Here is a 24,153-nt window from a genome sequence, read left to right as displayed (position 1 = left end):
CTGATCTGGATCCTGTGGGTGGACGTTGCAATTTCGATCGGTTCCGCGGTCCTTCTGGCGGGGAGCTGCGGCTGAGTGCCCCCGCGCGGCACGCCCGCGCCGCGCCCCATCCCCACGAGCTCTCGCCAGGAAGCCTACGTGCGTGCACGAGGGCATGGCCCACACCGAGGTGCATGGAGTACATTTCCAGCCGACTCTCTGCATGGGGCCACGCACGTGATCCGGAGCCCTCAACTTCCACGCGGGAAATCGGATGATCAACCGTGGCGACCTTCCTGGAATGGCCGCCGGCGCAGGCGCGACGCTCATTCAGCGGGCCATTCCGTCCTCCGGTGAGATGGTCCCGGTCGTCGGACTCTCGTTCTCGAACCACGCGGTGTGTGCGGATCCCGCCGCGCTCAGGGAGGTCCTGAAGACGTTCGCGGACAACGGCGGCACCGTCTACGACGCGCAGCATGGCAACGCGGACGCGGAGCAGTTGCACGCTACGTTTGCGACCGAGCTCGGGATTCGGAACAAGCTCTTCTGGTCGACGCGCGGTACGCCCCCCGGTCCAGCGCAGGTCGGCCCCGACGCCGTGAAGACCCACGTCGAGACGCTGCTGGCACGGCTCGGGGTGCCCAGGCTGGACCTGGTCATGCTGCCCCCCCAGGGCGATCCGGTGCACCTCGCGGCCCTGCAGGAGGAGAAGCGGGCGGGGCGCGTCCGGTACATCGGCGTGCAGGTGATCGACGACCCCGTGTATCCCCAGCTCGAGTCGGTCATGCGCAGCGAGCCGATCGACTTCATCGGCGTCGACTACGACGTGGGCAATCGCGCGCGCGTCGAGGAAACGATCCTGCCGCTCGCCCACGAACGGAAGATCGGCGTGATGGCGTTCTTCCCCTTCGGCAACGCGGGGGGAATCAGCTGCACCGCGAGTGGCACCAGCCTCTTTTCGCGCGTCGCCAACCGCCCCCTTCCGGAGTGGGCCGCCGAGTTCGACGCCCGGACCTGGGCGCAGTTCTTCCTCAAGTACGTCATCAGCCACCCGGCCGTCACCGTGGCCCGTGTGGGGACGACCAGGGCCACGCACATGCTCGACAACATCGGCGGCGGCATCGGGCGCCTGCCGGACGAGGCGACGCGCCGGCGCATGGCGGAGCTGATCGACTCGTTTCCGCTGGTTGCGCTCGCGGCTCCGCAGTCAGCCCACGGGCCCGCGGGTTCGCTCGTGTTGTCCGAGGCCGTCCTCGACCGCTTCGTGGGCGAGTACAGGACGTCGGGCGGCATCACCCTGACCTTCCGCCGCTACGGGACGATGCTGGTGGCAAAGGTGGGTGCCAATCCGGACACCGTCATCTACGGGCGCTCGGAAACCCGCTTCCAGCTGGGCCGAGCTGTTATCGAGTTCCAGCTCGACGGCACGGGAAAGGCCACCGGCCTGATCCATGAGCAGGGCAGCCAAAGAATCCAGGCATCACGCATCCGCTGAGAAAGAGGAACATCGAATGATCAACCCTCAACGCGCAGGGATCGCGGCCCGTGTGCCCGCTACCGCCGCCGCGGCCGGGCCCACGGAGGCGCAGGCACCCGTGCGCGTTCCCCGGTCGGTGCTCGAGCGGTACGTGGGCGAGTACGACCAGAACGGGAACACCATCAAGGTCTTCCTCGAGGGAGACACGCTTTTGCGGGAGGTACCGGGACAGCGGGCTGCCTTCGTGCCGATCTCCGAGACCCTGTTCCGGATCGGAGCCGTATTCACGGCGGAGTTCGTGATCGACGAGGCGGGTGGGGTCACGCAAGTCCTCAGTGACGGCGTCGACCTCGAGTTTCGGCTCCCCCGCAAGGGGTCTCCGGCAGCTCCGCCACCGGCGGCGGATGCCGGCGTGCGTGTTCCCCGGTCGGTGCTCGAGCGGTACGTGGGCACCTACGAATACATCCCGGGCCAGATGAGCCGAACCGATCTCAAGGTCGTGGTCCGCCTGGAGGGAGACACGCTGATCCGATCGCTGGGGCAGGAAGCGGTCCTCACGCCGATCTCGGAGACCCGGTTCCGCGTGGGCAACACATCGCTGGTCACGGAGTTCGTGGTCGACGAGGCCGGGGTGACTCAGGTGATGGGCTCCGGCTTCCAGCAGATGCTGGCCCGCCTGGAACCGCAACGCTGATCGGAGATTACCGAGCGTTTTGGGAGTGCAAGGAGACCGCCCCCGGACGGCGTCCGAAGGCGGTTTCTTATATCCACTAGCTTCGTGTGAACAGCGCAGTCTCAGGTTCGCTCGCGAACGATATTCTTGACGCGGCGGGGAGTGTTCGGGGAGGCAAGCAGTCCATCGATGATCGCCTGAAGCAACTCCTCCGAGCAGTCGTCGTGGAAGGTAGCTTCGCCCTGGCGGATCAGGGCGATGATCTCGTCAACGGGCTTCAGTTGCGCATCCGTAAAGAAGACGACCGTAGGCCACCGGATGAAACGATGATCGGACGGGGAGAGGCGGAGTGTCTGTTCCTTGTCCGGCCGGTCCGTCGTGAGACTTACGATGACGACGTCACCAGAGGATCCGAACGGCTCGGTGGCGACGATCCACAGGTGCTCCTTGCCCCCCGTCCTCGTCACCATGAGGAAGGTGCGGCCTGCGTACACCTTCACGCAGCCGTCGCCCGATCCAGCATCGCGAGCATCTCTAGTTCGTCGACGATCTCATCCGCTTGGGCTTTCGTGTACCCTTCGCGGAGAAGGATGTCCTGCGGATCGATCGGGACGGAGCTGACGGTCGCCGTCCACTCCGGAAGTTCCTTGTGCAGCCGGTCCACGAGGTCCCAGTGGTGGATGGAGCCGTACTCATCGTAAACCTCGCGAAGGACGGCCTCCTCGGCGTCGGAAAGGTCCTCGGCCTCACACGCCGCGTTCAGCCTCACCTCGTAGTTCGCGGGCGCAGAAATCGTTCGACTCCAGATCGGCTCCGCACCTGGAGCGCTGCCTTCGTTGATGAGATCCAGGACCTCGCTGAGCACGGGGCCATGTTTCATCGACACTGCGCGCGCGAAGGAGATCGGGCGCCCCCAGCGGAGCAGCGCCGTTCTGTCTCCGAGGTAGAGAAGCTTGATCAGCTTCATGTAGTTCATGCTGCCCCCGGCCCAGTTAAGCAGCAGTGCTGCTGCCTGGGTCGCCTTGTCTTCCCGGAACCGGGGTCTCATCGCAGCATCCTGACCCAAGGGTTTTCGGCAGAAGCAGCGCGCGCTACTCCGTTCGGCCTCTTCGTTGGCCAAGCCGGCGGCGTACCGAAGAGAGAGCGAAATATAGTGGCCCGCGCTTGCGAAGAGAAGGCTTTTTTCGTCCGCAGTGCACGAGCTACACGGCTACTCTTCGGGTGCCGGGACGGGGACGCGCGGCGCACTGGAGTCGCCTTCGATAATCTGCGCGCGACCCATAGCTGCGCCCGGTCCAGATACGTCGTAGCGGCGACGAGCAGGTCCATCGCCAGTTCATTCTCCGGTGCGTATCGGGCCGCTTGATCGAAGAGTTCGCCACCGCCCCTGGCGCGCCCAGCCTGTCCTTCCGGATCTCCAAGAGCCGCGGTCGCGGAGCCTATGCGCACGACCGGTTGGCAGCGCCTTCCGATCCTCCGCCCATATTCTGTGCAGGTGAGTTTTTCGTTTATCTGTAGCTGTTTAGGCGTCGTCGGCGGTGATAGAGTTGTCCAGCGGCAGTGGAGGCGCAGTGCCCCGGGCATTCCGCCGATCAAATCGGCGGGCGACGTGCCGGCTGGAACGGCGGCATGCGCCTGGACGCGCTCTCCACTCTCCCGGCACCAGTCACTTGAAGACGGCGGAACCATGTGCAGCCTCATCCATAGATCCCGTCTGGTCGCAACGCCCCTGCTGATCGTGCTCGCCACCTGGGGGTGCCGCGAGCGTGGCGTGGTGCCGCGGCAGGTCGCCGCGCCCGTCCCGCGGGCCGCGGTGAGCCTCCAGATCGACTACGCCGGCGCCGAGGCCATGGTGGCGGCGCTGGAGCGCGACACTATCACCGATGCGGCGGTGGACTCGCTCCTGAATATTCACGGAGTGAGCATGATGGTGGACAACGTCGTCCGGCTCGTTCCTGGTGTGGAGCGCGCTGATTTTGGCACCGCCCTCCAGAGGTTCCTGGGGACGGGTGACGTCGCGCAGGAGCACCTCCACTTCAACCTGCCGAAGGCCCATGGCGAGCGGGAGCGAATCCGGACGCTCCTCGCGCATCTCCGCGAGAATGAGCAGGCCGTGCTGGACCGGATGCTTGCCATCATGGGTCCCTACACGCCGGAGACCGGTCCGCTCCATCTGAAGGCGTACCTGATGGCGGGGGGCACGTCCACGGGTTTCGTCCGCACCACGCCGGAGGGTGACGTGTTCTACTACAACCTTGCAGACGCGGCCGGAGACTGGGAGGGTGTGATGGCCCACATCACTCACGAGACCTTCCATCTCGTGCAGAAGGCGGCGTTCCGCCACGTGCCGAGCCTCGCGGCCATGGCCGACTCGGCGGAGAGCCTGCCCCTGCCCGAACGGACGCTGGCGACGGTCGTCGGCGAGGGCACTGCGGACCTGGTGTCCGACCCGGCGAGGTTCGGCGGCGGTGGTCCCGAGATCGCGCGCATGCGCGCGCGCTTCCGTACGGATGCCGAGCCCGCGCGCGTGCGTGCGAATTTCGCGCTCTTCGACACCACGTTTCAGCAGGTGGCCCGCAATGAGATCACCTGGCGGGAGGTTCTGGACCGAGGCTTCATGAGCAACCCGCGGTTCTATGCCCTCGGCTTCCAGATGGCGAAGGCGGTCGAGCGCCACTGTGGACCTGAGCGCATCCGCCGCCTGCTCCAGCAACGACCCGTCGAGTTCTTTCTCCAGTACATCTCCCTGTACCGTGAGCACCCGGAGATCGTGGGCCACTTCGCTCCTGAGACGGAGCGATACCTGATGTCGCTCCGGTGAGGGCAGAACGGCGCGCCGGGTTCCGCCGCTCTCACGGCGCGGTGCACTTCCAAGTGCGCCCGTAGCAGAATCGGGGGCGATGCGCCCGCAGCGCATCACCCCCGATCGGACCGTCGCCTGCCCCCCGCCGGCGCTGCTGCGTCCACCACCGCTACCCGCCGGGGCTCCGCCTCCACCGGGCTGCCCTCCTCACGCAAGCGGTGCCACTCCGCGCGCCCTCGCCCACTCCATCGCGCAGTCCCCCGCCTCGCGCAGGGTGCAGCCGAACTCCAGCACTGCCTCGGCGACGAGCAGGTCCATCGCCAGTTCGTCCTCCGGTGCGTAGCGGGCCAGCTTGATCGAGGAGTTCGCCACCGCCTCGAGCGCGCCGAACCGCTCCGTCAGGATCTCCAAGAACCGCATCGGCGACGGCGGGTGCTGCTGTTCCATGCTCACCTCCTTCTCTTGACCCGCGCCGCCGAGCAGGGCTACTCTACGAATCGGACGGCTGGCGAGTCGTTCGTGTGGGGGCTGGCCGTTCCTTCTTGGCGGGGAGAGCGGCGAGCCTCTTTTCATCTGCCCTGCGTTATCAATTTAGATAACATGCAGGTACTTGTCAACAAGTTTGGTAACCTGCTTAGGCGAGGGCTCAGTGGCGCGACAGGAAATCCTTAGCATGGTTCAACGCGTGCTGCGGGAGGGTCCATTTTCGATGCGCCAACTCGCCGAGGACGCCGGCCTGAGCTATGGCGTGCTCCGGGCTTGGGCGATGGGGCGGAGGACACCCACGCCGGAAAACCTGTCGCGCATCGCTGACGGATTCGAGCGCCGAACTGAGCGGCTTCACACCATCATCACGGAATTGCGGCAAGCGGCGGGGGAGAATCCCAAGGGCGAACAGCGAGGGTGACCTGGGGGGGTTCGGTCCCGTACAGCCGGGCGCCTAACAATCGGCTGCAGGGGCTGCAGGGGGTGCGAGGCGCCCAAGCTTCACCACGACGGGGTTGCGCGCCGGACGCGTACTTCCCGTCGGGAGTAGGTTTTCTACCGAGTTCAGAACGCACATTTTGACGGTCCCGAGGCGTACCGACGTATCCAACTCCTCTCCTTCATCTTCGCGAGGTCTCATGGCGATTCCTGTCTTCCTGAGCGTCGGGAGAACCTTCACACGAGAGCAAGAGCAGTTCGTAGCGGATTTCGAAAGCTTTCTCCGGGTACAAGGGTTAGAGCCGGAGACGGTGGGCCGAAATTACGTGAAGAATCAGCAGCCGCTTCGCTCCATTGAGGAGTGTATGCGCAAGTGCTCGGGTGCTGTCATCCTGGCGTTCGAGCGGGTCTACATTGAAATCGGCGAAGATAAACGAGGGAGTTCTGACGCGGAGGAACTTCGGGGTACCCGTGTACCAACAGTGTGGAACCAAGTTGAGGCTGCGATGGCCTACGCGCTCGGACTTCCCCTCCTCGTAATTGTTGAAAGAGGCTTACGGAGTGAGGGCCTGCTAGAAAAGGGCTACGACTGGTACGTGAAGTGGATTCGTCTCGACCCAAGCGCGTTATCTGATCGAGAACTCCTCGGCTTGGTTGCAGACTGGAAGTCACAGATGCAAACTAAAAAGACAGAGCATACGTCGACGGCAACGCGGATCCAGGCGCCAAGAACTCCAGGGGAGATGAGCGTTGGTGAACTGCTAGCCTCTCTGAAGCCCGCCCATCTGTGGGCGACCATAACAGCTCTCGTGATGGCGGCTGCAGCTATCGCATCTGTCGCATATACACTCGGTGGCCTACGCCCGCCGGCCTCATAGGTCTGCGTGCCAATCTCCGAGGTGCCCCGTGTGGTCGTGAAGGACGCCATCCTCAGCGAGGGACTGGAACTCGCGATGGAGTTCGGCCCGAATTGGCTTAAGCCGATTCAGGGTCGGCTGGAAGCGCGGCATCCAGAACTCAGCGCAGACGAGCTTGATGAGTACGAGCGGATATGCCGAGCCGCGCTCCAGCTTGGCACATCTGAAGTGCCTGCGTGCTGGAGGCAAGCGGGTGACGAGCCCGGGGCGTTTCGCCAGTGGTCTGAGCTAGTAAAGCGGCAGTATCCCTGGATGTCCGATTCCAACCTGAAGCACCTCTTCTCGCAGGGGTGCTACTATGCCTTGAAGGACGGCGAGTTGCCGGTGTGAGACGCTGCCGGTGCGTGTGCGTTCCAAGAAGGAATGGCAAGCGCTGCCAGACCGCCGTACCCACCGGAAAATCCAGATGGAAAGAGAACCGCCCCCGGATGGATCCGGAGGCGGTTCTCTCTAACCAGAGCTCGAGAAGCATGACGGGAAAGCCAACCGCCGTGATAATCTTAGAACGGGAGGTCGTCGTCGTCCTCGAAGGGCGGAGCCTGGAAATCGTCGTAGTCGCGACCGCCCGCCCCACCGGAGCCGGCCCCGCCGCGTCCACCACCACCACCCGCACCACCCCCAGCGCCGCCGCCGCGCGGGGCACCGCCTCCGCCCCCCCCGCCACCGGAACGGCCGCCGCCACCACCGTACCCACCACCTCCGCCGCCTCCCCCACCACCGTACCCGCCGCCGCCACCACCGGACTCGCGGTCGCCGCCTTCACGGCCGCCGCCAAGGAGAATGATCTCGCGAGCGCGGATTTCGGTCATGTACTTGGTGACACCGTCCTTGTCCTCGTACTGCCGGTACTCGATCTCGCCCTCCACGTAGATGCGGTCGCCCTTCTTGACCCACTTCTCCACGATATCGACGAGCTTCTCCCACACCACGATCCGGTGCCACTCGGTCTTTTCCTGCTGCTGCCCATCACGCCCGTTCCACCGGCGCGTGGTGGCCACCGAGAACTGCGCGACGCGCGCGCCGCTGGGAATGGTGCGGATTTCGGGGTCCTGCCCCAGGTTTCCGATCAGAATGGCCTTGTTCAGGCTGCGGGCCACGGCTCCTCCTCAGTGAATTCAAGCGAACAGAGTGGACGCGAAAGCGCCATGATAAAGGGGCGGCCGATGCGTGTCAAGCAAACGATTGGATCCGCAACCGCATCACCAGCGCGTCCTCGGTGGGATGCGAGTAGTACGAGCGGCGGCGGCCCACGCCGGTGAAGCCGCGCTGGCGGTAGACTGACTTGGCCGCCTCGTTGGAAACACGCACCTCCAGGAACAGCTCCGCCGCGCCCCGGTCGCGCACGTGGTCCACCACGGCGTCCACCAGCGCGCCGCCCACCCCGGCGCCGCGCGCCTCGGGCGCCACCGCCACGTTGCCCAGCTCCGCCTGGTCCAGCACCGTCCACGCGGTGGCGTAGCCCACGACGTCGCCGTCCATCTCGGCCACCAGGAAGTCGCTGTCGGTGCGCTTCAGCAGCCCGCGGAAGGTGTCCTCCTTCCAAGGCATGGTGAAGCTCGCGATCTCGATCTCCACCACCCGCGCGATGTCGCCCTCGCGGCAGTGGCGGACGTGGAACGACGCAGCCCGCGCCATCGGCGTGTTGGCCATCGGCGTCGACATCACGCGCCCGCCTTGGTCGCCGCGATGCGCTCCACCCCGGCCGCGCGCACGTACTCCGGCTCCCACGCCGCCGCGTCCGCCACCCGCCCCGCCTCGGGCGCCGCGCGCGCCAGCCACAGCAGCCCGCGCGCGAGGGACCGGTCCTCCACGTCCACCGCATCGCCCCCGAACTCCGCCACGAGCGCATCCCGGTGCAGCGCCGCACCGTCCCCCACGAAGCGCACCGGCACCCCGCGCAGCCGCTGCACCAACTCGTCGATCCCCAGCGCGGCCACGGCAAGCAACTCCTCGCGCACGGAATCGTCGCCGAACGACCAGCACCCCGCGTACACCTCGCGGTTGCGAGCGTCGAAGAGCGCGCAGACGGGCCGCTCGTCCACCCGGTGCGCGGCGGCCGCCGCCATCAACCCCGAGTAGGCGTACAGCGGCACGCCCAGCGCGCGGACGATGCCCTTGGCCGTCGCCGCGGCGATCCGCAGCCCGGTGAACGAGCCCGGCCCTCCGCCGCACACCACGGCCGCCACGTCCGCGGGCCGCAGCCCGGCGGCCGCCACCGCGCGATCGACGGCGGGCAGCAGCGCCGACGACGCGTTGGCCTGCGCCGAAACGATCTCCTCCGCCACCACGCGCCCGTCCACCTCCACGGCGACGTACGCGGAACGGCCGGAGCTGTCCAGCGCCAGCAGGGGCCCGCGCGGAAGCCCGCTCACGCCGCCTCCCGCATCGCCGGCAGCGGCGGCGGCTCGCCCACGGGGGATGCGGTCACCTCGCGCGAATCCGGCTCGTGCTCCAGCAGCTCGATCTCCCAGCGCACGGGCGGAAGCAGCGCCTCGGCCCGCTCCGGCCACTCGATCATCACCAGGTCGCCGTCCGCGCCCAGGTCGCCCCACCCCAGCTCCCACACCTCGTCGTCGCGCTCCAGACGGTACAGGTCCAGGTGCCACACCCGCGCGCGCGGCGTATCGTAGCGAAAGACCAGGTTGAAGGTGGGCGAGGGAACGTCGCCCTCCACCCCCGCACCGTGCGCGATGGCCCGGGCCAACGTGCTCTTCCCAGCCCCCAGGTCGCCGCGCAGGCACAGCACCAGCGGCATGCGCGCCTCGCGCCCGATCCGCCGCCCCCACGCCTGCAGCGCCTCCTCGCCGAGCACGTCCCTCATCCCCGCAACGACGCCACCGAACGGCGCTGCGCCGGCCGGGCGCCATCCACCTCGGCCTTCAGCTCCAGCAACTGGTCGCGGAGCAGCGCGGCCCGCTCGAAGTCCAGCTGCGACGCCGCGTCGCGCATCTCCTGCTCCAGCTGCGCCATCAGCTCCGCCGGGCTCTTCTTGCCCTCCAGCACGGCCTTGCGTTCCGCCGACTTTGCGGCCTCGGCCTTGGCGTCCACCTTGGGCGTGCGCGCATCGGCCACGCGGGTGCTGCTCTCGATCTCCCCCACCGACTTGAAGATGGTCTGCGGGATGATGTTGTGCTTCTCGTTGTACTCCACCTGGATGGTCCGCCGGCGGTCGGTCTCCTCGATCATCCGCTTCATCGACCCGGTGATGCGGTCGGCGTACAGGATGGCCGTGCCCTGGGAGTTGCGCGCCGCGCGGCCCACCGTCTGGATCAGCGAGCTGCTGGAGCGCAGGAAGCCCTCCTTGTCGGCGTCCAGGATGGCGACGAGCGACACCTCGGGCAGGTCCAGCCCCTCGCGCAGCAGGTTGATGCCGATCAGCACGTCGAACTTGCCCAGCCGCAGGTCGCGCAAAATCTCCACCCGCTCCAGCGACTGGATGTCGGAGTGCAGGTAGCGCACGCGAACGCCGTTCTGCTGAAGGAAGTCCGTCAGGTCCTCCGACATGCGCTTGGTCAGCGTGGTCACCAGCACCCGCTCCTGGCGCTCGGCGCGCAGGCGGATCTCGTGCAGCAGGTCGTCCACCTGACCCTTCACCGGACGGATCTCCACCACCGGGTCCAGCAGCCCCGTGGGACGAATGATCTGCTCCACCACCACGCCGCCGCTCTGCGCGAACTCGTACTCGCCGGGGGTGGCGGAAACGAAGACGGCCTTGGGAACCAGCTGCTCCCACTCGTCGAACTTCAGCGGCCGGTTGTCCAGCGCCGAGGGCAGCCGAAAGCCGTGGTCCACCAGGGTGAGCTTGCGCGCGCGGTCGCCGTTGAACATCCCGCCGATCTGCGGGACGGTCACGTGGCTCTCGTCCACCACCACCAGGAAGTCCTCGGGAAAGTAGTCGAACAGGCACGCCGGCCGCTCGCCCTCCGCCCGCCCCGCGATGTGGCGTGAATAGTTTTCGATGCCGGAGCAGGTGCCGATCTCCAGCATCATCTCGATGTCGAAGTTGGTGCGGCTCTCCAGCCGCTGCGCCTCCAGCAGCCGCCCCGCGCCCAATAATTCCCGCAGCCGCTCGTCCAGCTCGCGGCGGATGCGGTCCACCGCCCGCTCCAGCTTGCTCTTGGCCGTGACGAAGTGCGTGGCGGGAAGGATGGCCGTGCGGGTGAGCGTGGCGATGGTGTCGCCCGTCAGCGGCTCGAACCGCGAGATGCGCTCGATCTCGTCGCCCCACAGCTCGATGCGTACGCCCTGCTCCTCGTACGCGGGATACACCTCTACCGTGTCGCCGCGGACGCGAAAGGTGCCCCGCACGAACGAGGCGTCGTTGCGCGAGTACTGGATGGCGACGAGCCCTTCCAGGATCTTCTTCCGCGTGATCTCCTGCCCCACCTCCAGCACCAGCATCTGCGACCGGTACTCCTGCGGGTCGCCCAGGCCGTAGATGCACGAGACGGACGACACGATGATCACGTCGTCGCGCTCCATCAGCGACGAGGTGGCGCGCAGGCGCAGCCGCTCGATGTCCTCGTTGATCGACGAGTCCTTTTCGATGTACGTGTCGGTGCTCGGTACGTACGCCTCGGGCTGGTAGTAGTCGTAGTAGCTGATGAAGTACTCGACGGCGTTGCGGGGGAAGAAGTTCTTGATTTCCCCGTACAATTGCGCGGCGAGCGTCTTGTTGTGGCTCATCACCAGCGCCGGCCGGCCGTGCTGGGCGATGACGTGCGCCATCGTCAGCGTCTTGCCGGTGCCGGTGGCGCCCAGGAGCGTCTGGTACTTGTCTCCCCGCTTCAGCCCCTCGGTGAGCTCGGCGATGGCGCGCGGCTGGTCGCCGGCGGGAGAAAAGGGAGAAACGAGATCGAACGGCATTCAGGAACCCCCGTAAACACGAAAAACTATTCCTCGCCCACTTCCGCCACCTCGGCAAGGTCCGTCTGCTCGCGCCGCTCCACGCGCATCACGCCCTTCACCTTCTTGATGGCGTTCAGCACGCGGTTCAGGTGCGCCAGGTTCTCCACCTCCACCACGAACTCGCCGCGCATGCCGTGCTGGTCGGCGTTGATGTCGGCGCTCTTGATGTTGGTGTTCGTCGCCGAGATGGCGCTGGCGATGTCGGCGAACAGGCCGCGCCGGTCACTTCCCTCCATCCCCAGCCGCACGAAGAATCGGTCGGCCCCGCCGCCGTCCCAGTCGATCTCCACCCGCCGCTCGGGGTGCCCCTGCAGCTGCAGGATGTTGGGGCAGTCGATGCGGTGGATGCTCACCCCGCGGCCGCGCGTCACGTACCCCACCACCTTGTCGCCCGGCACCGGCTGGCAGCACTGGGAGTAGCGAACCATCAGGTTGCTCATCCCCTGGATCTTCACCGGCGCGTTGGTCTGCTCACCCCGCACCCGCGAAACCAGCCGCTCGAAGGCGGACGGCGGCTTCGGCGGCTCGTCCACCGCCTCGGGCCAGAGCGCCGCCATCACCTTCGAGGGGCCCAGGTCGCCACGCCCCAGGGCCGCGAACAGGTGGGCGGCGTCGGGCAGGTCCAGCACGCGCGCCGCCTCGCCGAAGCGGTCTTCCGAGACCTTTTCCCTGCGCGCCTTGCGGATCTCGCGCTCGATGAACTCGCGTCCCAGCCGCACCGAGTCGCCGAACTCCTCGTCCTTGATCCACTGGCGGATCTTGTTGCGCGCCCGGGCCGTCTTCACGAAGGCCAGCCAGTCGCGCGAGGGCCGCTGCTTGGCGTCGGTGACGATCTCTACCTGGTCGCCGTTCTTGAGCTCGCGCGTGATGGGCGTGTAGCGCCCGTTCACCCGCGCGCCGGCGCAGTGAAGCCCCACCTCGGTGTGCACCGCGAACGCGAAGTCGATGGGCGTGGCGCCCTTGGGCAGCTGCTTGACGTCGCCCATGGGGGTGAACACGAAGATCTCGTCCTGGAACAGGTCGATGCGAAGGAATTCCATGAATTCCTCCGGCTCCTTCGTTTCCTGCTGCCACTCCAGCACCTGGCGGAACCAGGTCAGCGTCTCGTCAACGTCGTCGCCGCGGGGCCCTTCCTTGTACTTCCAGTGCGCCGCGATGCCGTACTCGGCGGTGCGGTGCATTTCGCGCGTGCGAATCTGGATTTCGTACAGCCGCCCCCCCGGACCAAAGATGGTCGTGTGGAGCGACTGGTACATGTTGCTCTTGGGCGTGGCGATGTAGTCGTGGAACCGCTCCGTCAGCGGCGTCCAGCGGTTGTGGATCACGCCCAGCCCATGGTAGCAGTCGGCGATGGTGTCGACGATCACCCTCACGGCCATCAGGTCGTAGATCTCGTCGTACTCCTTTTCGCGCTGCACCATCTTGCGGTAGATGGACCACAGGTGCTTGGGCCGCCCCGTCACCTCGCAGTCGATCCCCGCCGCGCGCAGCTCGCTCTCCAGCGGAACGCGCAGGTTCTCGATCCACTCCTCGCGCTCGCGGCGCTTCTCCGAAACGCGGCGCGCCAGGTCGCGGTAGGGCTCGGGCTCCAGGTACTTGAAGCACAGGTCCTCCAGCTCCCACTTGAGCGCCGCCACGCCCAGCCGGTGCGCCAGCGGCGCGTAGATCTCGCGCGTTTCCAGCGCGATGCGCAGGCGCTTGTCTTCGCGCAGCCAGTCGAGCGTGCGCATGTTGTGCAGCCGGTCCGCCAGCTTGATCAGGATCACGCGGGCGTCCTGCGCCATGCTCAGCAGCAGCTTGCGGAAGTTCTCCACCTGCTGCTCGGTGCTGGTGCGGAACTGCACCTTGGCGATCTTGGTGAGCCCGTCCACCACCGTCGACACCTCGGGCCCGAACGCCGCGCGCACGTCCTCCAGCGTGGCCGGCGTGTCCTCTACCACGTCGTGGATCAGCCCGCCCGCGATGGTGGCCGAGTCCAGGTGCAGCTCGGCCAGCACCTTGGCCACCTCGATGCAGTGGACGATGTAGTCCTCGCCCGAGTGCCGCTTCTGCCCCTGGTGGGCGACCGCGCTGAACTCGTACGCGCGGGTGATCAGGTCCAGGTCCAGCCGCTCGGCGTACGGCTCCACCGCCGCGAACAGGTCGGGCGGCAAAATGCCGCGCGCGTGCTCGCGCGCCTCGTCGGCGCCCTGCAGCAGGGGGGCCTGCTGGGCCATCAGCCGCGCGCCTCCGGCACGCGCGCGTGCACGCACGTCACCCGGAGGGCGGCGCGGCGGAGCGGAACGGGTGCGAAGGCCGGGGTGCACATGCCGTGAAATGTAAGCGATTGTCGGGCCGTGGTCACCCCTGCCGCGCCTTCAGAGCCGCTCCAGCAGCCCGGCCTCGGCGAACGAGTAGTAGCCGTGCTCGCCCACGATCACGTGGTCGTGCACGGGAATGCCCACCAGCCGCCCAGCGACGCACAGCTCGCGGGTGAGCTCCTTGTCCTGGGGCGAGGGCGAGGGCCGGCCGCCGGGGTGGTTGTGCACCACTACCACGCACGACGCGCTCTCCGCCATGGCCGGGCGAAAGACGTCGCGCGCGTGGAGGTTGGAGTGGTCCAGGGTGCCCCGCGTGACCACCACCTCGCGCAGCACCTCGTTCTGGCGGTTCAGCAGCAGCACGTGGAACTCTTCCTGGGGAAGGTCGCGCATGGCCAGGCGCATGCGCTCGTACACGTCGCGCGCCGAGGCCACCTGCACGCGCACGGGAAGCGACTCCCGGGCGGCGCGCCGGCCCAGGTCCAGGGCGGCCAGGATCTTGGCGGCCTTGGCCGGCCCGATTCCCGGCACCTCGCAGAGCGCGCTGAGCGGCGCCTGGCTGATGCGCCGCAGCGATTCGTCGCCGCCCTCGGGCGCAAACCAGTTCAGGAGGTCGCCCGCCAGGTCCATGGCCGACCGCGGCGGCCGGCCGCGCCGGGGCGGCTCGCCCGTTTCGATGAGCAGCGCCAGCAGCTCGCGGGCAGACAGCGCCTCGGCGCCCTGGGCCCGCAGCCGCTCGCGCGGCTTTTCGGACTCCGGCCACTTCTTGATGCTGACGAAGGCGGGGGGAATGGGACACGTGATCGTGACCATGCACGCGGCTCCGGGACCGGGGTTTCGCCGGGCGCCCGCACCGCGCGGACACCCGAACACATCCCGAATCTAATCACCCCCCGCCTTCCACACCAGCCACTTTTCCCGCCTGGGGGCAGGTGCGTGAGTGCGGGAGTGCGGGAGTGCGTGAGTGCGGGAGTGCGGGAGTGTGAAACGGCGAGGGGCCCGGAGCATTCCGCTCCGGGCCCCGCCCGCTTTCACCCGATTCCCTGCCCCTACGCCTTGCCGTGGCAGTTCTTGTACTTCTTGCCGCTTCCGCACGGGCAGGGCTCGTTCCGCCCCACCGAGGGCGTGGGGGCGGGCTTGGGCGCGCCCGGCTCTTCGCGGTTGGTGTGCATCTCCCGCGGCTTCGGGGGAACCGCGGTGTACGGGTTGATGCCCAGCGACGCCCGGCGGGGCGGCGGCGGCGCGGGCGGCTCGTCGCGCTCCCGCGCCTCGTCGGCCACGCCCAGCTCCGCGTCGGCGGCGGGGCCCGAGAAGGTCATCGGCGGCGGCGGCTGGGGCGGCGCCATGGGCGCCAGCTGCGCCCGGTACACGAAGCGCGCGGCCGACTGGTAGAGGTCCGTCATCAGGTCCTCGAACATGTCGTACGCTTCTTTCTTGTACTCCAGCAGCGGGTCCTTCTGCCCCCATCCCCGGAACCCGATCGACGCCTTCAGGTGGTCCAGGTCGTACAGGTGGTCCTTCCACTTCTCGTCGATCGTGTTGAGCACCACGAAGCGCAGCACCGCGTCGGCCGCCTCGCCGAAGCGGTCCAGCTTGTCGTGGTAGTGCTCCCGCGCCGCCTCCACCAGGTAGTCGTCCAGCTCCTCGCGCCCGGCGAAGCCCGGCACGTCCCCTTCACCCGTGGGAAGCCGGTCGGCCGTGAGCATGAAGTCCAGCATCAGGCGCTGGCGCAGCGCAGGCAGGTTCCACTCTTCCGTGGCCACGCCGGCGGGGGCGTACTCGTCGACGATCACCGGGAGCGCCCGCTCGATCATCTCCCACACCTCGCCCTTCAGCTCTTCGCCGCCCTCAAGAGCGAAGGTGCGAAGGTCGTAGATGACCTCGCGCTGCTGGTTCATCACGTCGTCGTAGTCCAGCAGCCGCTTGCGCGCCTCGAAGTTCTGCATCTCCACCCGCTTCTGGGCGCCGCTGATGGAGTTGGTGATCCACGGATGGGTGATCACCTCGCCCTCCTCCGCGCCCAGCCGGTCCATGATCGAGGCGATGCGATCGGAGCCGAACAGCCGCATCAGGTCGTCTTCCAGCGACAAAAAGAACTGCGACGCGCCCGGGTCGCCCTGGCGCCCCGCGCGGCCGCGCAGCTGCCGGTCGATGCGCCGCGACTCGTGCCGCTCGGAGCCGATGATGTGCAGCCCGCCCGTCTCCACCTCGAAGTCGTTGGCCTGCGTGGTCAGGTCTACCACCGTGGCCGGGTCGGGCGAGGTGCTGAGCGCCTTGAGGTCGGCATTGCGGGCCTTGAGCCAGGCGATGGTGCGCGCGGCGGTGACGCCCTCGCCCAGCTTGATGTCGGTGCCGCGGCCGGCCATGTTCGTGGCGATGGTCACGGCGCCCGGCTGGCCCGCCAGCGACACGATCTCGGCCTCGCGCTGGTGGTACTTGGCGTTCAGCACCTCGTGCGGCACCCCCGCGCGCTTCAGCATGCGCGAAAGCGTCTCGGAGGTGTCCACGCTCACGGTTCCGACGAGGACGGGCAGCTCCATGGTGTGAAGCCGCCGCACCTCTTCGACGATGGCGTTCAGCTTCTCGCGCTTCGTCTTGTACACCAGGTCGTGGCGGTCCTGGCGCTGGGCGGGACGGTTGGTGGGGATCACCATCACGTCCAGGCCGTAGATCTGGTGGAACTCGCCCTCTTCCGTCTCGGCGGTGCCCGTCATGCCGCCGAGCTTGTCGTACATCCGGAAGTAGTTCTGGATGGTGATGGTGGCCAGCGTCTGCGTCTCGGCCTTCACCGCGACGCCTTCCTTGGCCTCCACCGCCTGGTGCAGCCCGTCGCTCCAGCGCCGGCCGGGCATCATGCGGCCGGTGAACTCGTCGACGATCATCACCTCGCCGTTCTGAATGACGTACTGCTCGTCCTTGTTGAAGAGCGTGTACGCCTTGAGCAGCTGATGGATGATGTGGATGCGCTCGCTCTTGTCGGCGTACTCGCGCTCCAGCTCGTCCTTGCGGTCGCGCTTTTCGTCCAGCGAAAGCGAGGCGTCCAGCTCCACCCGGTGCACCGCCTCGGAGATGTCGGGGACCACGAAGGCGTCGTGGTCGTCCGGGGCCAGCACGTCGAGCCCCTGGTCGGTCAGGTGGATGGTGTGGCCCTTTTCGTCCATGGAGTATAGGAGGTTCTCCTCCAGCTCGTGGACGCGCTTGTCCATCATGTAGTCGCGCTCGACCTTGCCGATCACCTTCACCAGGCCGGGGTCGTCGTTCAGCATCTTCTGCAGCCGCTTGTTCCGCGGCGAGCCGCGGCGGGCCAGGAAGAGCTTTTCGCCCGCGGCGTAGGTGTCGCCCCCCTCGATGTCCTTTTCTGCCTGCGCGATCAGCTCGTTCACCAGCCGCGTCTGGCGGCGGTGCAGGTCCGAGACCGACGGGTTGTAGCGGGCGTACGCCGCGTTGGTCCCCGTGCCCACCGGGCCGGAGATGATCAGCGGGGTGCGCGCCTCGTCGATCAGCACCGAGTCGACCTCGTCGACGATGGCGTAGTGGTGGCCGCGCTGCACGCGCTGCCCCACCTCGTGCACCATGTTGTCGCGCAGGTAGTCGAAGCCGAACTCGTTGTTGGTGCCGTAGGTGATGTCGGCGCCGTAGGCGGCGCGGCGCTCGGGGGTGTTGGGCTCGTGAAGGTCGATGCACCCCACCGAAAGCCCCAGGAACCCGTACAGGTGCCCCATCCACTCGCTGTCGCGTTGCGCCAGGTACGGGTTCACCGTCACCAGGTGCGCGCCGCGGCCGGCCAGCGCGTTCAGGTACAGCGGCAGGGTGGCCACGAGCGTCTTCCCCTCGCCAGTGGCCATCTCGGCCACGCGCCCGTGGTGAAGCGCCATGCCGCCGATCAGCTGCACGTCGTAGTGCACCATGTCCCAGCTCAGGGTGCGCCCCGTCACCTGCGCCTCGGTGCCCACCAGCCGGTGCGCCGCCGCCTTCACCGTGGCGAACGCCTCGGGAAGGATGTCGTCGAGCACCGCCTCGAGCTCGGCGTTCAGCCGCTTTTCGGCGTCGCCGATGGCCTGCGACAGCGACTCGCGCTCGGCGGCGTCTTCCGACTGGCGCCGCTCGGCGCGACGGTCGCCCAGCTCGGCCTCCACCTCCGACGTGGCCTCGGCGATCCGCTCGCGGAAGCGCGCCGTCTGCCCGCGCAGCTCGTCGTCGGAGACGTCCTTCAGCCGCTCGAAATGGGCGTTGATCTGTTCGACGACGGGCCGCAGCCGCTTCAGCTCGCGCGTGTGGCGCGTGCCGAACACGGCGTGTACGAGGCTCTTCAGCATCTGCGTTCCTTCAGCCTGATCAATGGGAAAGGTCCCGGTACAGCCGCTCGCGCTCGACCACGGCGCGCACGGCCTCGGGAACCAGGTATCGAATGCTCTTGCCCGCCGCGGCCAGGCGGCGGACCTGCGTCGACGAAACGTCCACGCGGGTGATCTCGACGGCCCGGGCGGGAATGCCCCCGGAGGGCGAAAGCGCCTCGCCCGCGCGCGAAACCACCACCAGCGTCGCCAGGCGAAGCACCTCGTCCGGCTCGCGCCAGCGGCCGAGTTCGCCCAGGATGTCGGCGCCGGTGATGAAGAACAGCGCGGCGCCGGGCTCGCGCGCGCGCAATTCCCGCAGCGTGTCGACGGTGTACGACGGGCCGGTGCGGCGCAGTTCCAGGTCGTCGGCGGCGAAGCGCGCGTCATCGCCGATGGCGGCCCGCACCATTTCCAGGCGCAGCTCCGGCGGGGTGCGCACCCGCCCCGCCTTCAGCGGGTGGACGGCCGAGGGCACCCACAGCACCCGGTCCAGCTCCAGCGCCTGGCACGTTTCCGACGCGGCCACCAGGTGCCCCAGGTGCGGCGGGTCGAAGGTGCCGCCGTACACCCCCAGGCGCACGGGCCGCGTCAGCGCCCGGCCGAGTCGGCCGGGGCCGCGGCGGGAAGCATGCGGGCCTCGGCGCTCTGCGGGAACTCGCGCAGCAGCCGCGCCCGGGCGGCGGCCTCTTCCTCGTCGTACCCCATGCGGCCGTACGCCTCCACCAGCCGCAGCAGCGCAGGGGCGGCCGACGGGGTGTCGGAGTACGAGTCCATCACCTCGTTGAAGTACACCAGCGAGGCGTCGTACAGGCCGCGGCGGAAGTAGAAGAAGCCGTTCTGGTACGCCTTGTCGGCCAGCTTGTGCCGCATGGCCGTGATCCACTCGCGGGCCTGCGCGGCGTCGGGGGTGGCGGGGTACAGCGAGGCGTACGAGTCGCAGTAGGTGATGGCCGCCACCGTGTACTCCTGGTCCAGCTGCGCCCGCGGCGACAGGCTGTGGTACGCCTGGCACAGCCCGAACCGCGCCTGGATGGCCTCGGGGTCCGAGGGAAACTCGGTGGCCACCCGCAGGTAGTCGGAGGCGGCGGTCACGTAGTCCCGCGCCTGCATGTGGCTGCCGCCCAGCGCCATCAGCGCGGGCTTCAGCCGCGCGTCGGCCCCGGCCGCGGTGACGAACTGGGTGAGGAGCTCGGCGGCGCGGCGCCAGCGGCCGGCCTCGTAGGCCCGCATTCCCTGCGCGTACGCCGACTCCAGGGTCAGCGGCGGCGGGGTGCGGAAGATGGCGCAGCCCCCCAGGGCGGCGGCGGCGGCAAGGGCCACGAGGGCCCGGCGGATGGGTGTCTGGTAAGTCATGGGCTGCATGTACCCGCGGAGCGTCCGCAGGTTCTCTCGGGTGCGGGTCACGCGGTCCGGGCCTCGCCGCGGCGCCGCTCCAGCATGCCCAGGTAGGCGGAAACCTGCGCGTTCGCGGGCTGCTGCTGCAGGCACCGCCGCCACTCGCGCTCGGCCGCGTCCAGGTCGCCCGCGCGAAAGCGGGCCAGCCCCAGGTTGGCGCGCGCCTGGGCGAACCCGGGGTTCTGGTCGAGCACGGCCTCCAGCTCCGACACGGCCTCGTCCAGGCTCCCCATCTCGATGAGGGTGCGGCCCAGGCGGGTGCGGATGTCCAGGAACTGCGGGCGGATCCCCACGGCCGCGCGGTACTGCGTCACCGCCTCTTCGACCGCGCCCGCCTGCTCGTAGGCGTCGCCCAGCTCGCGATGCAGGTTGGCGATGCGCGCCGCAGCGGCCGAGGGAAAGCGCCCGCCCTTGGCCTCGTCGGCCGCGGCCGCGCGGCCGAACGACTCGCGCGCCTCGTCGACGCGGCCCAGGTCGTTGAGGGTGATCGCCTGGTTGACGTGCGCCTCGACGTACCCCGGGTTCAGCTCGGTGGCGCGCGCGAAGGCCGCCAGGGCCTCGTCGGCGCGCCCCAGCATCGACAGGCACAGCCCCAGCATGTTCTGCACGTCGGCGAACCCGGGGCGCCGCGCGGCGGCGGCCTGCAGGTCGTCCAGCGCGGACAGGTACTGGCTGCGCGCCAGCGCGTCCCTGCCGCGCGCGATCAGCTGCTCGACTGCGGGCTCCTGCGTCATTCGTCCTTGCTCTCGGGGTCGGCCGGAACGCGAAAAAACCGGGAGAACATAGGCCCGGGTGCCAGCGGGAGCAAGCGCGCGGGGGCGGGAGGAGGGGGTCAGGCCGCCGCGCGGCGGGCGGCGCTGGCCAGGCGGGCGGCGGCGGGCGTAACGAGGGCCACCCGGGTTCCGCGCCAGACCGCGCGGCCCACCCACCCCAGGACGGAGAGGTGCCGGTCCAGCCAGCGGCTGCCGCGGGCGGATGGACGGGTGATCACGCTGGCGGGGCCGCCGAGCCAGGCGGTGCGGTACTCGCCCGCGATCATCACCGCGGCGGCGGCCACCGCCGCGAGCCGCCTGGGCGACCCCGGCTGAAAGGGGGCGCCGCCGGCCGCCAGGAGGTAGCGGAGCGCGGCCTGGCCCCGGAACGGGTCGCCGGGGGGCGTGCCCGCCAGCAGGGCACCGGCCATGTCCAGCATCGCCAGGAGCGCGGCGGACGCGGGGTGCCGCGACGCGCGCTCGTGCACCAGCGCCGTCTGCCCGGCGCCGCACGCCGCCAGCGCGGCGCGCAGCAGGAGCAGGTCGCGGAGGCAGCCGCGGCGCTCGGCGTGGTGCTCGACCGCATGCACCAGCACGTGCCAGGCGTGGTCCTCCGGGGGAAGCAGGGCAATGCCGGGAACACCCGAGGGCCGGGGATCGCGCCAGGGCTCCACCTCGTCCACGTAGGGGATGCGCACGTGCACCTCGACCGCCAGCCCCCCGCGCGCGGCGCGCGGCGCCAGGTGAAACGCCTCGGTGGCGCCCTCCCACGGATCGGCCTCGGCCGCGCGGTACCCCGCCGCGGCCAGACACCCGGCCAGCTCGCGCGCGGCCCCGGCGGGCACCAGGAGGTCGACGTCCTGCACGTCGAGAACCGTCCCCGACAGCGCCGCCGCGCCGCCCTTCAGCACGATTCCGTGGCCGCCCCGCCCCGCCAGCAGGCTGCCGATGCGCAGGATCTCGGCGCGGGCGGCCAGCGCCCGCTGCAGTTCGCGGGTGGCGCGGGCCTCCAGCACCCGGGCCGCCGCAGCCGGCACGTCGCCGGAATGGCCGCGCGCCACGACCGCCGCCCTAAGGGCGATGGCGCAGCGCTCTCCACGAAGGAACAGGTCCCACGTGTCGGGAGAAACCGGGGGCGGGGGCCCTGGGGGAGCCCCCGACAGCAGCGGAAGCGACCACGCGCGGAGGCGCAGCGCGTCGGAGGGACGCGGTGGCGGCGGCACGGCGTTACCGGTCGGCCCCTTCGCCCCCGCCATAGTAGGAGTAGTACCCGTATTCACCGGACCCGGACATCTTGGCGTCGGGGTCGTTGAGGACCGCCCCGAGCAGCTTGGCGCCCACGGCGGCAAGCTGCCGGCTGGCCTGCTGTGCGGCGCCCCGCTCCGTGCGGCCGGCGCGCACCACCAGGACCACTCCGTCGGCGAACGACCCCACGATGGCGGCGTCGGCGGCGGCGAGCAGGGGCGGGGTGTCGAACACGACCACGTCGAACGCGGCCGACAGTTCGGCCGCGGCCTCGCGCATGGCGTCGCTGCCCAGCAGCTCCGAAGGGTTGGGCGGCTGTGTGCCCGACGGGATCACGGTCAGGCCCTGCACCGGGCCGGGGCGAGTGACCTGGCCCAGCGTATTGTGGCCCAGCACCAGCTCCGTGAGCCCGGGCGTCTTGGGAATGGCGAACAGGCCGTCCACACGCGGACGGCGCAGGTCGCAGTCCACCAGCACCGCGCGAAGCCCGTGCTGCGCAAACGCGATCGCCAGGTTGGATGCCGTGGTCGTCTTTCCGTCGCCCGGGGCGGCGCTGGTCACCACCACCGTGCGCAGCGGGCCGCGCGACTGCGAGAAGATGAGGTTGGTGCGCAGGGTGCGGTAGGCCTCGGCACCCGCGGAGCGGCCGTCGGCCAGCGTCACCAGGTCGGTGGCGGCAGCCTGCGGGCGCCCCTTCGGCCCGGCCCCGTTCGCGGAGCCCCGGCCGTTGCCGTTCGCGTGCGCGAACGGCAGCAGGCGGCGGCGCTCCTTGCCGTTGGAAATCTGCGGGATGAGCGCCAGGCTGGGCACGTTCAGCACCGCTTCGATGTCTTCGCGGCGGCGGATGGACGTGGTGAGGTGCTCGATCATGAACGCCCCGCCGCTCCCCAGGAGCAGCCCCAGCATCAGGCTCAACGCCAGCTTGGCCCCGCGGCCCGTGCTGACCGGCGTACGCGGCACGGCCGCCGCGTCGACGATCTCGACGTGCCCGGCTTCCACCGCCTCGGCGATCCGCGCGCGCTGGTACTCCTCGCGCAGCTGCTCCGACACCCCCCGCATGGTCTCGACGTTCTGCACGAGCCTGGCCTCCTCGGCCTGCGCCTGGGGCAGCCCTTCCAGCTTGCCGGCGTTGCGCGCCCGCAGCTGGTCGAGCACCCGGATGCGCGCGGCGAGCTGGTCGATGTGGCTGCGCGCCGCCGACGCCACCTGGGTGCGGGTAGACGCGATCAGCGATTCGTACCGCTGCACGTCGGGGTTGGTGCTCGTGCTCGCCTCGGAACCCGCCGTCAGCGAATCGCGCCGGGCCTCGTACTGGGCCAGCTGCGAATACAGGTTCTGGATCACCGGGCTGGTGGCCAGCGTGGGCGACGAGACCAGGGCCCGCAGCGCCGCCTGCGACCCGCTGGGCGAGCCGCGCTGGACGGTGGCCAGCAGCGACTCCAGGGTGCGGCGCTCCGTGTCCATCTCTTCCCGGCGAACCTCCAGGTCCAGCGTGGCGCGCTGCTCGCTCGCGAACTTCTCGCTCGAGCTGAACACCTGCTCCCGGGACTGGAAATCACTGAGGGCGCCCTGGGCGTCGCTCACGATCGAATCGGTCCGGCGCAGCTGCTCTTCGACGAATTCCCGGCGCCGCCTGGACTTGTCCTGCGCCGCCAGCACGTTTGCGTCCTTGAAGACCTCGGCGGCGGCGTTCACCACCCGCTGTGCCAGGACGGGATCGGTCGCTGCGTACTCCAGGTCCAGCACGTTGGTGCGCTCACGCGCCCGTACGCGGAGCGTGCCGATCACGTGGTCCACGGCCTCCTCGCGCGGGAGGACGGACAGGGATGCCGATTCCACCGGGGGACGCCGGGGCACCACCACCCGCACCCCCCCCGCTTCGGCCGGCTGGCCGTAGGGGGCACGGACGTCTTCGCCGGCGGTGCGCAGGCGCACCCCGGCGGCCCCGAACTCCAGGCGGACGGTGTCGCCGTCCACGACGTCCGGTCCCACGTGCACCTCCTCGAGCCAGCCGAACCGGAACTCGGGATCGGCCGCGGCCAGGCGCAGGCCCAGGCGGTCCACCACGCGCCCCACGACCGCGCGGCTCTTCAGGACCTGGATTTCGGAGAGGAGCGGGTCGTTGCTCACGCCCGCCACACGTTCCAGCGCCGCATCCTCCAGCCCGCCCGTAAGCGCGCGCCGCTGGTCGATGAGCCGGATCACCGCCGTCGCACGGTACACGGGCGCGGCGGTGTACACCACGTAGCCCGTGATCCCCATCGACGCCGTGACGACGAGCAGGATGAGCAGCCAATGCCGCCGGAGCACCCCCACGAACTCCTTGAGCCCCGTGCCGTAGGACGGGTCCGGGTGCACCGGCGCGGGCCCGGCCGAGGGGCGCGGCTCGGGGTCGGAAGGCAGCCGGTTCGGGGCCACTGGATCAGGTGCTCGCATCGTACTG

The 24,153-nt window shown here is 69.2% G+C and carries 22 protein-coding genes; 6 read left to right on the top strand and 16 right to left on the bottom strand.

Annotated elements, in window-relative coordinates:
• The first annotated feature begins 253 nt into the window (after nt 1–253).
• Both VGB24_RS24315 and VGB24_RS24310 read left to right on the top strand, forming a co-directional pair.
• Nucleotides 254–1,474, top strand: a complete 1,221-nt coding sequence (locus tag VGB24_RS24315; RefSeq protein WP_331075527.1) for an aldo/keto reductase — start codon at nt 254–256, stop codon at nt 1,472–1,474.
• A gap of 16 nt (nt 1,475–1,490) precedes the next feature.
• On the top strand, nt 1,491–2,150 hold the full coding sequence (locus VGB24_RS24310) for a hypothetical protein (protein ID WP_331075526.1): 660 nt from the start codon (nt 1,491–1,493) through the stop codon (nt 2,148–2,150).
• A 101-nt stretch (nt 2,151–2,251) separates the two neighbouring features.
• Here the strand turns inward: VGB24_RS24310 and VGB24_RS24305 are convergent, their stop codons facing one another.
• Complete coding sequence (locus VGB24_RS24305) at nt 2,252–2,629, bottom strand: hypothetical protein (RefSeq protein ID WP_331075525.1); 378 nt, start codon at nt 2,627–2,629, stop codon at nt 2,252–2,254.
• Entirely contained in the window at nt 2,626–3,105 is a 480-nt protein-coding gene (locus VGB24_RS24300; protein WP_331075524.1) for a Panacea domain-containing protein, read from the bottom strand. Before VGB24_RS24300 ends, VGB24_RS24305 begins: the two co-directional genes overlap by 4 nt.
• 633 nt (nt 3,106–3,738) lie before the next feature.
• On the opposite strand from VGB24_RS24300, the gene VGB24_RS24295 reads away from it, so the two are divergent.
• On the top strand, nt 3,739–4,950 hold the full coding sequence (locus VGB24_RS24295; protein ID WP_331075523.1) for a DUF5700 domain-containing putative Zn-dependent protease: 1,212 nt from the start codon (nt 3,739–3,741) through the stop codon (nt 4,948–4,950).
• Between the two features lie 189 nt (nt 4,951–5,139).
• Here VGB24_RS24295 and VGB24_RS24290 read toward each other — a convergent pair whose 3' ends face one another.
• Nucleotides 5,140–5,379, bottom strand: coding sequence for a hypothetical protein (locus tag VGB24_RS24290; protein WP_331075522.1), 240 nt, complete (start codon nt 5,377–5,379; stop codon nt 5,140–5,142).
• Between the two features lie 226 nt (nt 5,380–5,605).
• Between VGB24_RS24290 and VGB24_RS24285 the strand changes: the two genes are divergently transcribed.
• From VGB24_RS24285 to VGB24_RS24275, 3 genes are all read left to right on the top strand, one after another.
• Nucleotides 5,606–5,839 (top strand): helix-turn-helix transcriptional regulator, encoded by a 234-nt coding sequence (locus VGB24_RS24285; protein ID WP_331075521.1) that lies wholly within the window; start codon nt 5,606–5,608, stop codon nt 5,837–5,839.
• Between the two features lie 217 nt (nt 5,840–6,056).
• Complete coding sequence (locus tag VGB24_RS24280; protein WP_331075520.1) at nt 6,057–6,734, top strand: hypothetical protein; 678 nt, start codon at nt 6,057–6,059, stop codon at nt 6,732–6,734.
• 36 nt (nt 6,735–6,770) lie between these two features.
• Nucleotides 6,771–7,103, top strand: a complete 333-nt coding sequence (locus tag VGB24_RS24275; protein ID WP_331075519.1) for a hypothetical protein — start codon at nt 6,771–6,773, stop codon at nt 7,101–7,103.
• A gap of 170 nt (nt 7,104–7,273) precedes the next feature.
• On the opposite strand, the gene VGB24_RS24270 is transcribed toward VGB24_RS24275, so the two are convergent.
• From VGB24_RS24270 to VGB24_RS24210, 13 genes are all read right to left on the bottom strand, one after another.
• The gene (locus VGB24_RS24270) at nt 7,274–7,870 is read right to left on the bottom strand and encodes a single-stranded DNA-binding protein (RefSeq protein ID WP_331075518.1); all 597 of its coding nucleotides are present in this window, start codon (nt 7,868–7,870) and stop codon (nt 7,274–7,276) included.
• Nucleotides 7,871–7,943: 73 nt separating this feature from the next.
• On the bottom strand, nt 7,944–8,435 hold the full coding sequence (gene rimI / locus VGB24_RS24265) for a ribosomal protein S18-alanine N-acetyltransferase (protein ID WP_331075517.1): 492 nt from the start codon (nt 8,433–8,435) through the stop codon (nt 7,944–7,946).
• Nucleotides 8,435–9,145, bottom strand: a complete 711-nt coding sequence (gene tsaB, locus VGB24_RS24260) for a tRNA (adenosine(37)-N6)-threonylcarbamoyltransferase complex dimerization subunit type 1 TsaB (RefSeq protein ID WP_331075516.1) — start codon at nt 9,143–9,145, stop codon at nt 8,435–8,437. The genes rimI and tsaB overlap by 1 nt, the downstream gene beginning before the upstream one ends.
• Nucleotides 9,142–9,594 carry a tRNA (adenosine(37)-N6)-threonylcarbamoyltransferase complex ATPase subunit type 1 TsaE gene (gene tsaE, locus VGB24_RS24255; RefSeq protein WP_331075515.1) on the bottom strand — a complete coding sequence of 151 codons (453 nt, stop codon included), beginning with the start codon at nt 9,592–9,594 and terminating at the stop codon, nt 9,142–9,144. The genes tsaB and tsaE overlap by 4 nt, the downstream gene beginning before the upstream one ends.
• Nucleotides 9,591–11,639 carry an excinuclease ABC subunit UvrB gene (gene uvrB, locus VGB24_RS24250; protein WP_331075514.1) on the bottom strand — a complete coding sequence of 683 codons (2,049 nt, stop codon included), beginning with the start codon at nt 11,637–11,639 and terminating at the stop codon, nt 9,591–9,593. The genes tsaE and uvrB overlap by 4 nt, the downstream gene beginning before the upstream one ends.
• A 26-nt stretch (nt 11,640–11,665) precedes the next feature.
• Complete coding sequence (locus tag VGB24_RS24245) at nt 11,666–13,897, bottom strand: bifunctional (p)ppGpp synthetase/guanosine-3',5'-bis(diphosphate) 3'-pyrophosphohydrolase (protein ID WP_331075513.1); 2,232 nt, start codon at nt 13,895–13,897, stop codon at nt 11,666–11,668.
• Between the two features lie 141 nt (nt 13,898–14,038).
• A complete protein-coding gene (gene radC, locus VGB24_RS24240) occupies nt 14,039–14,794 on the bottom strand; it encodes a RadC family protein (RefSeq protein WP_331075512.1) in 756 nt (251 codons plus the stop codon).
• A 236-nt stretch (nt 14,795–15,030) separates the two neighbouring features.
• A complete protein-coding gene (gene secA / locus VGB24_RS24235) occupies nt 15,031–18,297 on the bottom strand; it encodes a preprotein translocase subunit SecA (RefSeq protein ID WP_331075511.1) in 3,267 nt (1,088 codons plus the stop codon).
• Between the two features lie 19 nt (nt 18,298–18,316).
• Nucleotides 18,317–18,898, bottom strand: a complete 582-nt coding sequence (nadD, locus tag VGB24_RS24230; RefSeq protein ID WP_331075510.1) for a nicotinate-nucleotide adenylyltransferase — start codon at nt 18,896–18,898, stop codon at nt 18,317–18,319.
• Between the two features lie 8 nt (nt 18,899–18,906).
• Entirely contained in the window at nt 18,907–19,722 is an 816-nt protein-coding gene (locus VGB24_RS24225) for an outer membrane protein assembly factor BamD (protein ID WP_331075509.1), read from the bottom strand.
• Nucleotides 19,719–20,447: a tetratricopeptide repeat protein gene (locus VGB24_RS24220; RefSeq protein ID WP_331075508.1), complete on the bottom strand. Its 729-nt coding sequence runs from the start codon at nt 20,445–20,447 to the stop codon at nt 19,719–19,721. The genes VGB24_RS24225 and VGB24_RS24220 overlap by 4 nt, the downstream gene beginning before the upstream one ends.
• A 98-nt stretch (nt 20,448–20,545) precedes the next feature.
• Entirely contained in the window at nt 20,546–21,688 is a 1,143-nt protein-coding gene (locus tag VGB24_RS24215; protein ID WP_331075507.1) for a nucleotidyltransferase family protein, read from the bottom strand.
• A gap of 4 nt (nt 21,689–21,692) precedes the next feature.
• The gene (locus VGB24_RS24210; RefSeq protein WP_331075506.1) at nt 21,693–24,146 is read right to left on the bottom strand and encodes a polysaccharide biosynthesis tyrosine autokinase; all 2,454 of its coding nucleotides are present in this window, start codon (nt 24,144–24,146) and stop codon (nt 21,693–21,695) included.
• Nucleotides 24,147–24,153 lie beyond the last annotated feature (7 nt).

It is taken from the genome of Longimicrobium sp., assembly GCF_036399935.1.
GTDB lineage: Bacteria > Gemmatimonadota > Gemmatimonadetes > Longimicrobiales > Longimicrobiaceae > Longimicrobium.
The sequence above is the reverse complement of the archived record's forward strand: the minus strand, read 5'-3'. Positions and strand labels throughout refer to the sequence as shown.